This window comes from Pseudomonas botevensis (assembly GCF_019145475.1).
GTDB lineage: Bacteria > Pseudomonadota > Gammaproteobacteria > Pseudomonadales > Pseudomonadaceae > Aquipseudomonas > Aquipseudomonas botevensis.
On sequence record NZ_JAHTKI010000002.1, the window covers coordinates 46772 to 59650 of the forward strand.

At 60.5% G+C, this 12879-nt stretch carries 15 protein-coding genes; 3 read left to right on the forward strand and 12 right to left on the reverse strand.

Annotated features, from left to right (window positions below; translation table 11 throughout):
• Positions 1-10 precede the first annotated feature (10 nt).
• Together KVQ74_RS03885 and KVQ74_RS03890 are read right to left on the reverse strand one after the other, a co-directional pair.
• The gene (locus KVQ74_RS03885; protein WP_217829686.1) at positions 11-1075 is read right to left on the reverse strand and encodes an alpha/beta fold hydrolase; all 1065 of its coding nucleotides are present in this window, start codon (positions 1073-1075) and stop codon (positions 11-13) included.
• 212 nt (positions 1076-1287) lie between these two features.
• Entirely contained in the window at positions 1288-1482 is a 195-nt protein-coding gene (locus KVQ74_RS03890) for a PLDc N-terminal domain-containing protein (protein ID WP_217829687.1), read from the reverse strand.
• Between the two features lie 200 nt (positions 1483-1682).
• Between KVQ74_RS03890 and KVQ74_RS03895 the strand changes: the two genes are divergently transcribed.
• On the forward strand, positions 1683-2375 hold the full coding sequence (locus tag KVQ74_RS03895) for a tRNA (adenine(22)-N(1))-methyltransferase (RefSeq protein WP_217829688.1): 693 nt from the start codon (positions 1683-1685) through the stop codon (positions 2373-2375).
• 4 nt (positions 2376-2379) lie between these two features.
• Here KVQ74_RS03895 and KVQ74_RS03900 read toward each other — a convergent pair whose 3' ends face one another.
• From KVQ74_RS03900 to KVQ74_RS03915, 4 genes are read right to left on the reverse strand one after another with little or no spacing between them, the layout of a single operon-like run.
• Positions 2380-3084 (reverse strand): phytanoyl-CoA dioxygenase family protein, encoded by a 705-nt coding sequence (locus KVQ74_RS03900; RefSeq protein WP_225929854.1) that lies wholly within the window; start codon positions 3082-3084, stop codon positions 2380-2382.
• Positions 3047-3961 (reverse strand): aldo/keto reductase, encoded by a 915-nt coding sequence (locus KVQ74_RS03905; protein ID WP_217829689.1) that lies wholly within the window; start codon positions 3959-3961, stop codon positions 3047-3049. Before KVQ74_RS03905 ends, KVQ74_RS03900 begins: the two co-directional genes overlap by 38 nt.
• A 34-nt stretch (positions 3962-3995) precedes the next feature.
• Positions 3996-4289, reverse strand: a complete 294-nt coding sequence (locus KVQ74_RS03910; RefSeq protein ID WP_217829690.1) for a superoxide dismutase — start codon at positions 4287-4289, stop codon at positions 3996-3998.
• A gap of 41 nt (positions 4290-4330) precedes the next feature.
• Positions 4331-4885 carry a flavodoxin family protein gene (locus KVQ74_RS03915; protein ID WP_262146340.1) on the reverse strand — a complete coding sequence of 185 codons (555 nt, stop codon included), beginning with the start codon at positions 4883-4885 and terminating at the stop codon, positions 4331-4333.
• Positions 4886-5018: 133 nt separating this feature from the next.
• On the opposite strand from KVQ74_RS03915, the gene KVQ74_RS03920 reads away from it, so the two are divergent.
• Positions 5019-5975 carry a LysR family transcriptional regulator gene (locus tag KVQ74_RS03920; RefSeq protein ID WP_217829692.1) on the forward strand — a complete coding sequence of 319 codons (957 nt, stop codon included), beginning with the start codon at positions 5019-5021 and terminating at the stop codon, positions 5973-5975.
• Positions 5976-5987: 12 nt separating this feature from the next.
• On the opposite strand, the gene KVQ74_RS03925 is transcribed toward KVQ74_RS03920, so the two are convergent.
• The 4 genes from KVQ74_RS03925 to KVQ74_RS03940 all read right to left on the reverse strand — a co-directional run bounded on the left by KVQ74_RS03925 (position 5988) and on the right by KVQ74_RS03940 (position 10481).
• Positions 5988-7316 carry an MFS transporter gene (locus KVQ74_RS03925; RefSeq protein WP_217829980.1) on the reverse strand — a complete coding sequence of 443 codons (1329 nt, stop codon included), beginning with the start codon at positions 7314-7316 and terminating at the stop codon, positions 5988-5990.
• Between the two features lie 140 nt (positions 7317-7456).
• A complete protein-coding gene (locus KVQ74_RS03930; protein WP_217829693.1) occupies positions 7457-8362 on the reverse strand; it encodes a glycine betaine ABC transporter substrate-binding protein in 906 nt (301 codons plus the stop codon).
• A 164-nt stretch (positions 8363-8526) separates the two neighbouring features.
• On the reverse strand, positions 8527-8796 hold the full coding sequence (locus tag KVQ74_RS03935; RefSeq protein WP_217829694.1) for a cupin domain-containing protein: 270 nt from the start codon (positions 8794-8796) through the stop codon (positions 8527-8529).
• Complete coding sequence (locus tag KVQ74_RS03940; RefSeq protein WP_217829695.1) at positions 8793-10481, reverse strand: choline dehydrogenase; 1689 nt, start codon at positions 10479-10481, stop codon at positions 8793-8795. Before KVQ74_RS03940 ends, KVQ74_RS03935 begins: the two co-directional genes overlap by 4 nt.
• 311 nt (positions 10482-10792) lie before the next feature.
• Between KVQ74_RS03940 and KVQ74_RS03945 the strand changes: the two genes are divergently transcribed.
• A complete protein-coding gene (locus KVQ74_RS03945) occupies positions 10793-11629 on the forward strand; it encodes a LysR family transcriptional regulator (protein WP_217829696.1) in 837 nt (278 codons plus the stop codon).
• Between the two features lie 89 nt (positions 11630-11718).
• On the opposite strand, the gene KVQ74_RS03950 is transcribed toward KVQ74_RS03945, so the two are convergent.
• Together KVQ74_RS03950 and KVQ74_RS03955 are read right to left on the reverse strand one after the other, a co-directional pair.
• A complete protein-coding gene (locus KVQ74_RS03950; protein WP_217829697.1) occupies positions 11719-12204 on the reverse strand; it encodes a hypothetical protein in 486 nt (161 codons plus the stop codon).
• Positions 12205-12456: 252 nt separating this feature from the next.
• Positions 12457-12792: a hypothetical protein gene (locus KVQ74_RS03955; RefSeq protein WP_217829698.1), complete on the reverse strand. Its 336-nt coding sequence runs from the start codon at positions 12790-12792 to the stop codon at positions 12457-12459.
• Positions 12793-12879 lie beyond the last annotated feature (87 nt).

Here is a 12879-nt window from a genome sequence, read left to right on the forward strand (position 1 = left end):
TGCGCAAGCGTCAGAGGTGGTCGGCGTCGATGATCGCCTTGGCGAACGCCTGCGGATCTTCCTGCGGCAGGTTGTGGCCGATGCCGCCGTCGATCAGGCGGAACTGGTACTTGCCGGTGAAGCGCTTGGCGTAGTCCTCGGGCGCCGGGTGCGGCGCACCGTTGGCATCGCCTTCCAGGGTGATGGTCGGCACGCTGATGGACGGCGCGGTCGCCAGTTTCTGTTCCAGCACCTCATACCGGCTTTCGCCCTGCACCAGGCCCAGACGCCAGCGGTAGTTGAACACCGTGATCGCGACGTGATCCGGGTTCTGCAACGCTTTGGCGCTGCGGTCATAGGTGGCGTCGTCGAACGCCCATTTCGGTGAGGCCAGTTGCCAGATCAGCTTGGCGAAGTCGTGGGTGTTTTTCGCGTAACCGGCTTCACCCCGCTCGGTGGCGAAGTAGAACTGATACCACCATTGCAGTTCAGCCTTGGGCGGCAATGGTTTCTTGCCCGCCGCCTGGTTGCCGATCAGGTAACCGCTGACCGACACCAGCGCCTTGACCCGCTCCGGCCACAACGCCGAGACGATATCCGCCGAACGCGCGCCCCAGTCGTAACCGCCGAGTACCGCCTGCTGGATCTTCAGCGCGTCCATGAAGTCGATGACATCACTGGCGAGCGCGGCGGGCTGGCCGTTGCGCACGGTTTTGTCGGAGAGGAAATGAGTGTCGCCATAACCCCGGGCGTAAGGCATCAGCACCCGATAACCCTTGGCCGCCAGCAACGGCGCCACTTGGTCGTAGCTATGAATGTCGTACGGCCAGCCGTGCAGCAGAATCACCACCGGGCCATTGGCCGGACCGGTTTCGGCGTAGGCCACGTCAAGCACCCCGGCCTTGACGTGTTTCAGCGGGCCGAAGGGCAGGTCGGCGTTCACGCGGGCGGCAGGCTTGATTGCCTCAGGCGCGGCGGTCTGGGCGTTGGCGGCGCCCATCGCGCCGAATTGCAGCAGTGCGGTCGCCAGAATCGACAGCCCCAGCAGGCGGCGACGGCTATTGGCGGACGGCGAGGTGTGCAGTGCATTCTTCATGGGAAGTCTCCTTTGCGATCGACGGGGGCGGGGTCCGGCTGAACCCTTCAAACCTGGACGCCAGTAAAGCCCGACGACGTATCCGGGCTGTTTCAGATTCCCTCGCAAAATGCCGACGACTGTATCCCCGCCAGGTTCGTACACACTGCGATACAAACCCCGGGCAGAAAAAAGCCCCGAATAATCGGGGCTTCGCCATTTATGTTTTGCGCTTATGCCTGCGTGACATGCTTGGGCCCGGCCAACGCCCAGGCGATCAGTCCGATCAATGGCACAAACACGATGAACACGATCCATACGCCCTTGTCGCTCGATTTCCCTGCGCTCTTGCGCACCCGATTGATGGCCCATAACTCGATGAGCAACAACACGACTGCCAGAACGATCCACGTGGTTTCGATATGCATGAGCTACCTCCTGATGGTCTGTTCGTTAGGCGGGCTCGTGGGGGTGGGGTTCATTAAATTTGCCGGTTGCTGTCGGCCTCGACGCCTGCATGAAGCCAGGACTGTCGTCGCAATCATTTGAATTTCCGCGCAGACCCCGACAGAATCGCGCCCCGATCCGACCCTGGTTGCGGGTCATCCAAGGTTGAGTGAGGTTGCGGTTGAACGAACAGACATTGTCCCGGCGCCTGGAGCGCGTGGCGGCGCATGTGCCGGCCGGTGCGCGGCTGGCCGATATTGGCTCGGATCATGGTTATCTGCCGGTGGCGCTGATGCGCCGTGGCGCGATCGCGGCGGCGGTGGCCGGTGAGGTGGCGTTGACGCCGTTTCGCGCGGCTCAACGTACTGTGCGCGAGAACGACCTGGACGAACAGATCAGCGTGCGTCACGCCAGCGGTCTGGCGGCAATCGAACCGGACGACCGCATCACCGCCATCAGCCTCTGCGGCATGGGCGGTGAAACCATCCGCGACATCCTCGACAGCGGCAAGGCGCGCCTGAGCGGCGAGGAGCGGCTGATCCTGCAACCCAACGGTGGCGAGCAACCGCTGCGTCTGTGGCTGATGGAGAACGGCTACCGCATCCTCTGCGAGGAAGTGCTGCGGGAAAATCGCTTCGACTACGAAATCATCGTCGCCGAGCGTGACGGGCCGGTGATGTACAGCGCCGAGGAACTGTACTTCGGGCCGTTGCAAATGCAGGCGCGCAGTCCGGCGTTTGTGCAGAAATGGCAGCGTATGTTGCTCTTGAAGCGCCAGACGCTGGCCCAATTCGCCAAGGCTCGAAAAGTACCCGAGGACAAGGCAAAGGACATTGCGCGGCAGGCTGAGTGGATCAGTGAACTGTTGGCTTGAGCTGTTACCCGATGGGAGCATCCGCCGGCTCAAAGCGATCGGACGTGTCCATCCGCACATTGCGCAGGCCGACGGTTTGCAGATGCGACGCATACAGCGGCTCTGCAAAGTAACTGATCAGAATGCAGCGTCGACGCCCACCGCTCGCGTTCAGACTGCCGGCATGCACCAGGTCGGCATCGAACACCAGGATGTCGCCCGCCGCGCCTGAAAGCTGCACTGATCGCGATTCGTCATTGAAGTCGTCCGGCGGCGCTCCCGGCTCCGGACGGTGGCTGCCAGGGACAATCCGTGTCGCGCCGTTCTCGGGGCCGTAGTCGTCGAAGTAGGCGAGGGCGTTGACGATGTCGCCGGGTCGTTGCGCCGACAAGTCGCGGTGCAACTGTTGATGACCGCCGCCAGCCACCGGCTCGCGACCTTCCACCTGCGAGAGAAAGAACCGCTCGCCAATCAACTCGCCTACCACCGCCAGCAATGGCGGCAGACGACAGACCGCCTGAATCCGCGAGTCCACATCCAGTTGCGAATGGCGCCAGTCGACGCCACGGGGCACCGGCCATTGATTCGACGGCTTCACGCCGGCATCGAACGTGGCCCGCAGGTCAGCCAGCCATGCGCCGGGGATTGCCTGACGGAGCAGGGCATAGCCGTTTTGGTGGAGGTGTTCGCGGTCACTTGATTTGCGTCGGATCTCCGATAGCCCAGGCAATTCCGTTTCCTCGGTCCAGTGACGTGATAAACGCCATGTCGTGTGGGTCGATGCTGAACCCGAAAATATCAAGGTTCTGGCGCATACGGATGGGGTTCAGGCTTTTGGGCAGCACCGCGTACCCATTCTGGACGCCCCACCTCAGAAGCAACTGTGCCTCGGAAACCGCGTATTTGGCCGCCATGTTCTTGAATACATCGGTGTCGGCCGACGATTCCTTTGGTTTTGCGCTGTCCTGTCCCGCACCGGTTCGCCAGGTGGAGAGTGGCGCCAGACTACTATAGGCAATCGGCGAAATTTCACTGGCCTTCATGTAGGCAAGCAGGTCGGGTTTCTGCGACCAGGGATGCAGTTCGATCTGGTTGGCGTCCGGCGCCGGGAGTCCGGCGAGTTTGATTTCCTCCAGATGGTCCTGATTGAAATTGCTCACCCCCACGGCCCGCACCTTCCCCGCACGCTTGAGTTGCAGAAGGGCGTCCCACTGCTCGATGCGCTTTTCGCCACCGTGCGGTGAGTGAATCAGATACAGGTCGATGTAATCGAGGCCCAGGCGTTTCAGGCTGGCCTCGAATTCAGCGATGGTTTCCGAGGCGGACTTCGGCGACTCACCCCAGCCTGGATTGCCAGGCCAGAGTTTGGTCGTGACGAAAATGTCTGAACGCTTGAGACGGGCGGATTTCAGCCCCTCCTGAACACCTTCGCCGGTGCCGGTTTCGTTCTCGTAAACCGAGGCGGTATCGATATGTCGGTAACCGCATTCAATGGCGTCCGACACCGCTTTGGCGGTATCCGCCGGGGGAATGAGATAAGTCCCGAACCCGACGGCGGGAATCTGTACGCTTTCATTGATGGGAAAGGTGTTCGGCGAAGCGCTCATGACGTGCCCTCACAGGGGTAAAAACGATTGTTTTTTACGATGGCTTGAACAGGTTTTCCCAGCCCAGGAAAGGTCCGAGCGGGATGATGTCCCAGTCGATGAAACCGAACTTCGCCAACGGGAAATCGAGCAACACTTGGCGGGCTTCTTCCGTCGAGTCGCACTCGGCGATGATTGCCACACCCGGCCGGTCCTTTCGAAAGTAAATGTCGCGAATGAACTCACTCTTGTAGAGCTTCCACGCGTGAACCACTTCATCGAGCAGATGAGCGCTGAATTGTTCGTGGTTCACATCCGGCAGCGGGACATCAAGACAGATCATTTTCATGAGGAATACCTGGAGTCATGCAAGGGGCTGGCGGGCTTTTGTCACGCGGCAGGAGTCAGGCGGCTGACCTGCTCGGCGACGCGCTGCCCGAGGTACGCGGCGGTTTCGAGATCGCTGGTGATCGGTGAAATGTCGGGCGAAACGTCATCGGATTGCGCCATGGCGCCCAGCCAGCTGCCCAATCGGTTGAGTTCGTTGGGGCCGCGTCCCGGGAACAGATCGAGACCGACCCACAACATCCCGTGCTGGGCCGCGAAGAGGGCCATGGTGATCAGCGAATTGAGTTTGTCGCCATTCTGCGCGCCGGAGTTGGTGAAGCCGGCAGCAACCTTGTTGCGCCAGGCCATGGGCGTCCAGGCCGTGCGGGTCGCGTCTTCCATGAACTGCTTCAAGCGCGCACTGACGGTTCCGTTGTAAGTCGCAGAGCCGAAAATCAGGGCGTCGCTTTCGGCCAGGGCGTCCCACGAGATTTCGTCAGTACCGACGGCGATCAATCGGGCCTTGGCGCCCGTTACACGCTCCACCCCCTTCGCGGCCGCTTCGGCCTGCTTTTTAGTGTGGCCGTAGCCGCTGTCGTAAACGATGGATACCAACACGGTGATGAACCTCGATAGTGAGTGATGCAGCGGATTTTCACTCGCCGCATTGCCTACCGGAAGAAAGGTACAGGTTGAACCACTCTCAATCTGAAGTTTAGAATCTGCCGCACAATCCACGGGGGAAGGGCGTATGGATTCATCGCAACGCGTGCGTGCAATCGTCTCGTTCATCCAGGCCGTGGACGCCGGAAGCTTCGCCGCCGCCGGGCGAGTTCTGGGGCTGACTTCCGCCGCGATCAGCAAGAACGTCGCCAGCCTGGAAAAGTCGTTGGGGGTTCGCCTGATGAATCGCACGACCCGCTCTCTGACCTTGACCAGCGAGGGCGAGGGATTTCTGCGTCAGGCGCGAATAGCGCTGGAGGCACTCGACAGCGCGGTCGACATGATTGCCGCCCGCCGCGCGGTTCCCAGCGGCAAGGTTCGGATCTCGACCAGCGCGGCTTTCGGCAACGATCATCTGTTGCCGGCGCTTCCGGCGTTGCTCGCGCGCTACCCCGCGTTATCGATCGAGGTCGATTTTGATGACCGGATCGTCGATATCGTGAAGGAGGGCTATGACATCGTCATTCGCGGCGGCAGCATCGCGGACTCTGCCCTGGTGTCGCGGCCGGTGTGCAAGTTGAATGCGGTGTTGATCGCGTCGCCCGAATACCTCGAGGCTCACGGCACGCCGAAAACACCCTCAGACCTCAACAACCACCGGCTCATCGCGCGGCGCTTTCTGGGCGGGCGCGTTTCGCCCTGGATCTTCAAAGCGGCGGACGGCGCGCTGACGACCCTGGACCCCACGGACGTCGCGGTTCTCACGCTCTCCGGGCCGGAGGCATTGGTTCAAGCAGCGCGTGACCATGTCGGAATCGCCCAGGTCGGGGTGCATCTGGCGTGGGAGCATCTGCGCAATGGCTCGCTGAAAGTGCTGCTCCACGAACAGCATCAACCGGGCAATTACGAAATGGTCATGCAATACCCCCATCGCGCACTCATGGCCCCGCGAGGGCAGGTGACGGTGGATCACCTGCTCGCGGCGTTTTCGGGGGATGAGAACTTGCATGTCACGATCGAGTCGCTGGAGGCTTATGCGGTGTGAGTCCGCCGAGTCTCAGTTCAACGCCGCCGCCTCCTGAAGATTCAGCGAGCTCGTTTCCGGAGCCATCCACCAGGACACCAGCAGCCCCACGAACGTGATCACGGTGGCGGCGTACATGGTCTGTTCCACACCGAGGCTGTTGAGCGAAACCGGCACCAGATAGGTCCCGGCCGCCGCGCCGATCCGGGAAAACGACGTGCCCATGCCGACGGCGAAGGCGCGTATTTCGGTGGGGAAAATTTCATTGGGGTAGACCAGTGTCAGCACCTGGGCGCCGCCAATGAACAGGGCGTAGAGCGAGAAGAACAGCACGATCAGCGGGCCGTTGCCGGCGTGGTAGATGCCGAGCCCGAGCAAGGCGAGCCCAGAGAGCAGGAAACTGTAGATCAGCATCTTGCGTCGACCGACACGGTTGACCAGGCGGGTGGCGATCAGGCAGCCCAGCACGAAGAACAGCGTGATGATCACCGAGCTGAACGATCCCATGTCGCCCGCGACATTGAGTGCCGCCAGTACCTTGGGGGCGAAGGCGTAGACCGCGAAAACCGGAATGATGGAACAGGTCCAGAACACGATCACGAAGAACATGCGCTTGCCATAACCGGAGCACAGCAGACTGCTGAATGGCAGTTTTTGCTCTTTGGATTGTTCGGGGAGATTGGCCAGCGAAAAGTCGGCACCGTAGACCTGTTTGATGACGGCGTCGGCCTCGGCAAAACGTTGCTTGCCGATCAACCATCTGGGCGATTCAGGCGTACCGAGGCGCACCAGAAACAGCCATGCGCCAAGTATCGCGCCACTGGCCAAGGCCCTGCGCCAGGCATCCGTTGCACCGCTGCGCAGGATCACTTCGCCGAGGACGTAAGCGACTGCCGCTCCGATAAACCACAGCAGCGCCAGGGCCGCCAGACGGGGGCCTCGGTCGCGTTGCGGGAGAAACTCGACGAGCATTGACGTGGCGACCGGATATTCGATCCCGACGGCGATCCCCACCAGAAGACGCAACACGAAAAGGGCAACGGCGGACTCCGCCCAGAACGTACCGAGCGACGTGGCGATAAAGATTACTGGTCCGACAAAGAAGATGAGTTTGCGGCCCAACAGGTTCGTCAGCCAGCCGCCGACGAAGCCGCCAAAGAAGATGCCAATCAAGGCCGAGGCGGCGACCATGCCTTCCCAGAAACTGTTCAGGCCCAACCCTGACGACATTTGCAACATGACCACGCCGATCATGCTCAGCAAGTATCCGTCTACAAACGAACCTCCTGCGGAGCGGACGGTGAGCTTGCGGTGAAATCCGTTAAGCGGCACATCTTCAACTGACACACATGAGTTATTCATTGCGGTTCCCTGATGCGGCGCCCGCAGCGATACGGGCGCGAGCATCCCTGTCCTGCGCATTGACTGGCAGGACAGGGCTGTGGAGCTTCGAATGCGGGTCGATCCCGGCGGGTGAACGGTTCGCGGGATCGACCTGAGCGTTACTGCTGGGCGGCTGCCACGGCAGGGGCCGATTTGAAGATGGCCTGGTAGGTGTCTTTGTGGTCGGCGTAGTACTGGGCGACGACCTTGTCAGACGAAGACGCGCGGGCTTCTTTCATCATGTTCTCCAGGTCCTTCATTGGAATATTGAAGTGCGCGAAGAAGTAGGCGACTTGCGGATAATCCTGAGTGAATCCCTTGCGCGCCACGGCATGGATCTGCTCGGCCTTGCCATAGACTTCTTTCGGATCGTCCAGGTAGCGCAGCGACCAGGTGGAGAACATCCAGTGCGGGCTCCAGGCATTGAGCAACGCCCATTGGCCGCGTTTGGTGACCCGCTCGAACTCGTTGAGCATGCCGGTTTCGGAGGAGGCCACCAGCTTGTAGCCGTCGAGTTTGTAATCGGCGATAGCGCGGGTAGCCGTTTTGTACTGACCGTTGCCCACTTCGGAGGTGAGGATCTTGCCGCCGAGTTTTTCTCGCACCTCAGGCTTGTTCAAGTCTTCGATGCTCTTGAGCTCACTCTCTGGAATGCTGGTCGGCACCGCCAGGCCAAGACGTCCCTCGTAGAGCACGCCGAGGTCTTCCAGTTTGTCGCCGTATTTGTCCCAGAACGGTTTGTGGCTGTAGGTGAGCCACGCCATCGGGATCATGTCGACCTTGCCGGCCGTCATCGCCTGGAACTGGATGCCGATATCGGCCATCACCAGTTTGACGGGTTGCTTGAGCTGATCCTGCAGAATCGTGGTGGCGAGCTTGGTGGTAATTTCCGCATCGGCCCAGTTCACCCATCCGATGGTGAGCGGCTTGGCTTCGTCTGCATGAGCGAGGCTGGCGAATGCAGCGAAGGTAACGCCAGCCATCCAGCAGCCGGTTTTTTTTGCGAAGGACATTTGGGTGATCATCGGGCATCTCCAATGTTATGTGTTATTGGTTTGGCAGATAGATGATTGGGGGCCTGCCTCGAGTTGTTGTGATTCGCTTGCGCAGCGTTTTCTTCGAGGCGAGTACCGTTGTTTCAGCTCAGTCGTTTCGTGGGATCGAGTGCTTTTTTTCTCCTTTTCGAGGTTCAGATGTACTGATAGCGATTGATGATGGGGACGCTGATCGTCCAGCTGCCCTCGACACCTTTGCGAATGGTCACGAGCTTGCCCGGACTGATCGAAACCGGTGGATTGGTCGGGCTGTGGATCACCGCTTCACCGCTCTGCACCACAAACCGGACGTCCCGGTCGTAGCTGTATTCGAAGCGGTCGGTATCGTCGCTTTCCCACAGCTCCCATTGCTGGGACTGCTGCTGTTCTTCGGCCGTAGCCTGACGCTGGATAATCTGGGTCATGCGGTTTTTCCTGAAGGCATCCGGCCGAGATCTTTATTGGCCCTGGGAACGGCGAGCTGGCTGTGGAACGGCAGCGAGTCAGGCGCCAGAGGCTGCTTGCCCAACAGAATGTCGCTGGCCTTTTCCGAGAGCATGATCGTCGCCGCGTTGATGTTGGCGCTGGGCACCGACGGGAACACCGAGGCGTCGATGACGCGCAGATTTTCCACGCCGAGGACGCGCAACTGGCTGTCCACCACGGCGGTCGGATCGTCGATCCGGCCCATCTTGCAGGTGCCGCAAGGGTGATAGGCACTGGCGGCGTCTTCGCGAATGAAGTCGTCCATGGCCTTGCCGTTACGGATGTGGACGCCAGGCGTGTCTTCACGGTAGTTGTAGCGCTTGAACGCGGGCTGCGCGGCGAAGTCCAGCCCCAGGCGCATGGCCTCGCGCATGACGCGCCAGTCCTCATCGGTCGCCATGTAGTTGGGGTCGATGCGCAGCGGATCCGAGACCTTGGCGCTACGCAGGCGCACGTTGCCCCGGCTGGTCGGGCGCATCGGCCCTACGCCGATTCGATAGCCATAGGTCGTGGCGACAGGAATCCAGTTCTTGTCGAAGAACACCGGGAAGAAGTGGAACTGGATATCCGCGTGCGGCGTCGTCGGCGAACTGTTGAGGAACGCCCCCACATGGCACTGGTTGACCGACGCCACACCTTTTTTGAAGCCGAACCACTGCATGCCGGCCCAGAGCATGCGATGGGGCTGCAGTTCCCGGTTAAGCGAAACCGGCTCCTTGGTCTCGATCTGAATGTGGCATTCGAGGTGATCCTGCAGATTCTCGCCGACACCCGGCAGATCAACCTGACAGCTGATCCCATGCTCACGCAGGTGCGCCGCCGGGCCGATCCCGGACAGCATCAACAGTTGCGGCGAGCCGAATACGCCGCAGCTGACAATCGATTCCTTGCGGGCGCGGACGTCGATCATCTTGCCTTTGTGAAGGACGCGGAAACCGACGGCGCGCTTGCCCTCCAGAAGGATTTTCTGGACTTCGCAACCGAGCCAGATCGTCAGGTCCGGGTGCGCACCCATCGTGTGCAGATAACCGTAGGCCGAGCTGTTGCGGATCCCGTCGCGAACGCTCATTTCGAAGCGCGAAACGCCTTCCTGACGAAAGCCGTTGACGTCGTCCGTCAGCGCAAACCCCGCCTGCTGGCCGGCGTCGAGGAATGCCGCGTTGAGCGGGCTGAGCTTTTCCTGACGCTGGGCACGGATCGGCCCGTCCTGACCCCGGTACTGGCTGTCGATCACGCTGGATTCGATCTTCTTGAAATACGGCGCGCAATCCGCCCAGCTCCAGCCGGTGGCACCCTCAGCCTCCCAGCGGTCGTAATCCAGCGGATGGCCGCGCAGCCAGGTCATGCCGTTGATCGATGACGAACCACCCAGCAGGCGTCCGCGCGGCTGCTGAATGCAGCGATTGTTCAAGTGGGTTTGTTCTTCGGTGTAGTACCACCAGTTGTATCGGGAGGTGGGTTTGAACGCCGAGCGCAGACCGGCCGGCATACGAATGATCCACGACTTGTCGGACGGGCCGACTTCCAGCAGCAACACTTTGAATCCCGCATCGGAAAGCCGGCGCGCCTGCACACAGCCCGCAGATCCAGCACCTGCGATTACATAGTCAAATTCGGCGTTCATTCGGTTTTCTCCAGCGCAATCGAACAGGCGTACTTCATCGAAAGGGCAGGTCTTGAACGAGACATAGATCGAGCAACCCCGGCGCTAATGTTTTTGTTGTTGAGAGGGTTTGATTAGGCGTTGCCAACACACTATCCAACCGGGCTTTGTGTGGATATTTAATAAAAATTAAGCGCGGCTTAAATAATCGTTATGCGTGGCGACGGTTGGCCTGGCGTTCTGCGCATTGAGCTGCCGACCCCGCGCGCGTAGCATCCGGGGCAGTCATTGATGAGTTTTCGGGAGGCAGGGTGAGGCAACTGGATCTGGCATTGCTCCATGCTTTTAAAGTCATCGTCGAGTGCAAAAGCCTCTCGGTGGCTGCGTTGCGCCTGCACAAGACGCAAGCGGCGATCAGCATTCAACTGAAGAAGCTGGAAGAACTGGTCGGCAAACGCCTGATCGATCGTGGCCACCAGACCGCCGAGCTGACTCGCGATGGCGAGCTTCTGCTGCAATACGCTCACAAGATGCTGGCCCTGAGTGATGAGGCCATGGCGCTGTTCATCGAAGAGGAAATCTCGGGAACCGTGCGCTTTGGCATTCCCGACGACTACGCCAGCGCATTCCTGCCACCGGTACTCCAGCAGTTCACCCAGCGTTACCCGAACGTCAGGCTCAAGATCCGTAACGACATCAGCCAGAACCTGTTCACCGGGCTCGAAGGCGGCGACCTGGATCTGGCCCTGGTCACCCAAAGGAATGGCGACGGCAATGGCGAGATTCTGCGCAGTGATCAGCTTCAATGGGTTGCCGGCGAAACCTACCGGCTCGCCCCCGATGAACCGCTGCCGCTGGCGCTGTACCCGCACGGTTGCGGGTATCGCCGGCAGATTCTCACGGCGCTGAGCAGCAGCCAGAGAGAGTATGAAATCGCTTTCGAATGCACGGGTGTGACGGGGGTCCAGCTTGCGGTGGAAAGCGGGCTGGCCGTGGCCGCGACGTCGGTGCCGCTGATTCAATCGGGTTGGCAGGTGCTGGACGCCGCTGCCTGCGGATTACCGACCCTGGGCAATGTCACCATCGAGCTGAGGATGGGCAAGAATCAAAGCAATCCGGCGGTTGAGTATTTTGCGCAGGAGTTGCGCAGGCACGTGGTTCAGAGTTGAGAATATCCGCAGCCCCTCACCCCAGCCCTCTCCCGGAGGGTGAGGGACTGAGATTTCAAGCCGATCACCGGATCAAGCACATCCGCGCGTCAGGAAGCGTCCTGATAACTGCACCCCACATACAGATCGCTGTCCTTGTTTTCCGTGGAAAGCACTCGCACGATCGCGCCGTTGCCGAGGCTGCGCTGGTAGTCGACGTAGCCTTCGGTATCCAGCACCTTTTTCAGTTTCAGCGTGCTGGCGAGCTTCTCGGCATCTGCCTTCGGGCTGCTGCTGGCGGTTTGCAGGAAGAAACCGAAGCGATCAATCATCACCGCAGTGCTCGACGACACCCCATGCACCGTCAGCGCCGGCGTGACCTGCCATGCGCCACCGCCCCACGGTGTGTGTGCTTCATCGTTGGCGAGTGACAATTGCTTGGCATCCACCAGCTCGTTGAACGCGCCGACCTGCTTCAAATTGCCCTGGCACTCGGCCAAAGCCTGGAACAGCTCGCCGTGAGTCGGAGTGGCCGCCGACGCGGACAAAGTAAACAGGCAACCCGCCAGCGTGGCGATAGCAAAAGAGACTTTCATGACGACATCCTTGTTGGGTTCACCCCACAGGTGAAGAGCGCCCGGGGAGAACAGCGTTAGTTATGGTTATTGAACTCGCGATCCGTTTGCACAAAGGTCTGCGCAACGGGCCTGAAGTGTGCCATAGCCAGGTTCGCCAAGGGATCAGGGCTTCCCTGAGTGGGCACTTCGCGACGTTCACCTCCCGCAATAACGAAAAAGCCCGGCGGATAAGGCCGGGCTCTTGTCGAGCATTACGGTAAAGCCATGCATTCAGACGGCACGGCGTTCGATCAGACGATCCGAGCCGCTTTCCGCAACGGCGTCGCTGAACAGCGGGTCGGTCTGAGTCGCGTCGGCAACCGCATCGCTGAACAACGGATCGGTTTCAGTGGCGGCAGCAACGGCATCGCTGAACAGTGGATCGGTTTGGGTCGCGGCGGCAACAGCGTCGCTGAACAGTGGATCAGTTTCAGTCGCCGCTACAGCGCGTCTTTCCAGCAAGCGATCAGCGCCGCCTTCAGCGACCAGAGGCTGCGTGGAGGAAGCAGCGAAAGCGTTCAGCGCGAAGACCGAGAGAGCGATGCTGAGAAGGGTTTGGCGTTTCATCTTGTGTGCTCCGTGAGGCAGTGGTTGGGTATGGAGCCGATCTTACGCCGCTGATTTGATATGAGAACTTCATTGAGTTGATGATTG

Coding starts and splice junctions, on each gene's coding strand:
- KVQ74_RS03955 (WP_217829698.1), bottom strand. CDS start 12,792: ATGAAACGCCAAACCCTTCTCAGCATCGCTCTCTCGGTCTTCGCGCTG.
- KVQ74_RS03925 (WP_217829980.1), bottom strand. CDS start 7,316: ATGAATAACTCATGTGTGTCAGTTGAAGATGTGCCGCTTAACGGATTT.
- KVQ74_RS03940 (WP_217829695.1), bottom strand. CDS start 10,481: ATGAACGCCGAATTTGACTATGTAATCGCAGGTGCTGGATCTGCGGGC.
- KVQ74_RS03890 (WP_217829687.1), bottom strand. CDS start 1,482: ATGCATATCGAAACCACGTGGATCGTTCTGGCAGTCGTGTTGTTGCTC.
- KVQ74_RS03930 (WP_217829693.1), bottom strand. CDS start 8,362: ATGATCACCCAAATGTCCTTCGCAAAAAAAACCGGCTGCTGGATGGCT.
- KVQ74_RS03905 (WP_217829689.1), bottom strand. CDS start 3,961: ATGAGCGCTTCGCCGAACACCTTTCCCATCAATGAAAGCGTACAGATT.
- KVQ74_RS03950 (WP_217829697.1), bottom strand. CDS start 12,204: ATGAAAGTCTCTTTTGCTATCGCCACGCTGGCGGGTTGCCTGTTTACT.
- KVQ74_RS03935 (WP_217829694.1), bottom strand. CDS start 8,796: ATGACCCAGATTATCCAGCGTCAGGCTACGGCCGAAGAACAGCAGCAG.
- KVQ74_RS03885 (WP_217829686.1), bottom strand. CDS start 1,075: ATGAAGAATGCACTGCACACCTCGCCGTCCGCCAATAGCCGTCGCCGC.
- KVQ74_RS03920 (WP_217829692.1), top strand. CDS start 5,019: ATGGATTCATCGCAACGCGTGCGTGCAATCGTCTCGTTCATCCAGGCC.
- KVQ74_RS03910 (WP_217829690.1), bottom strand. CDS start 4,289: ATGAAAATGATCTGTCTTGATGTCCCGCTGCCGGATGTGAACCACGAA.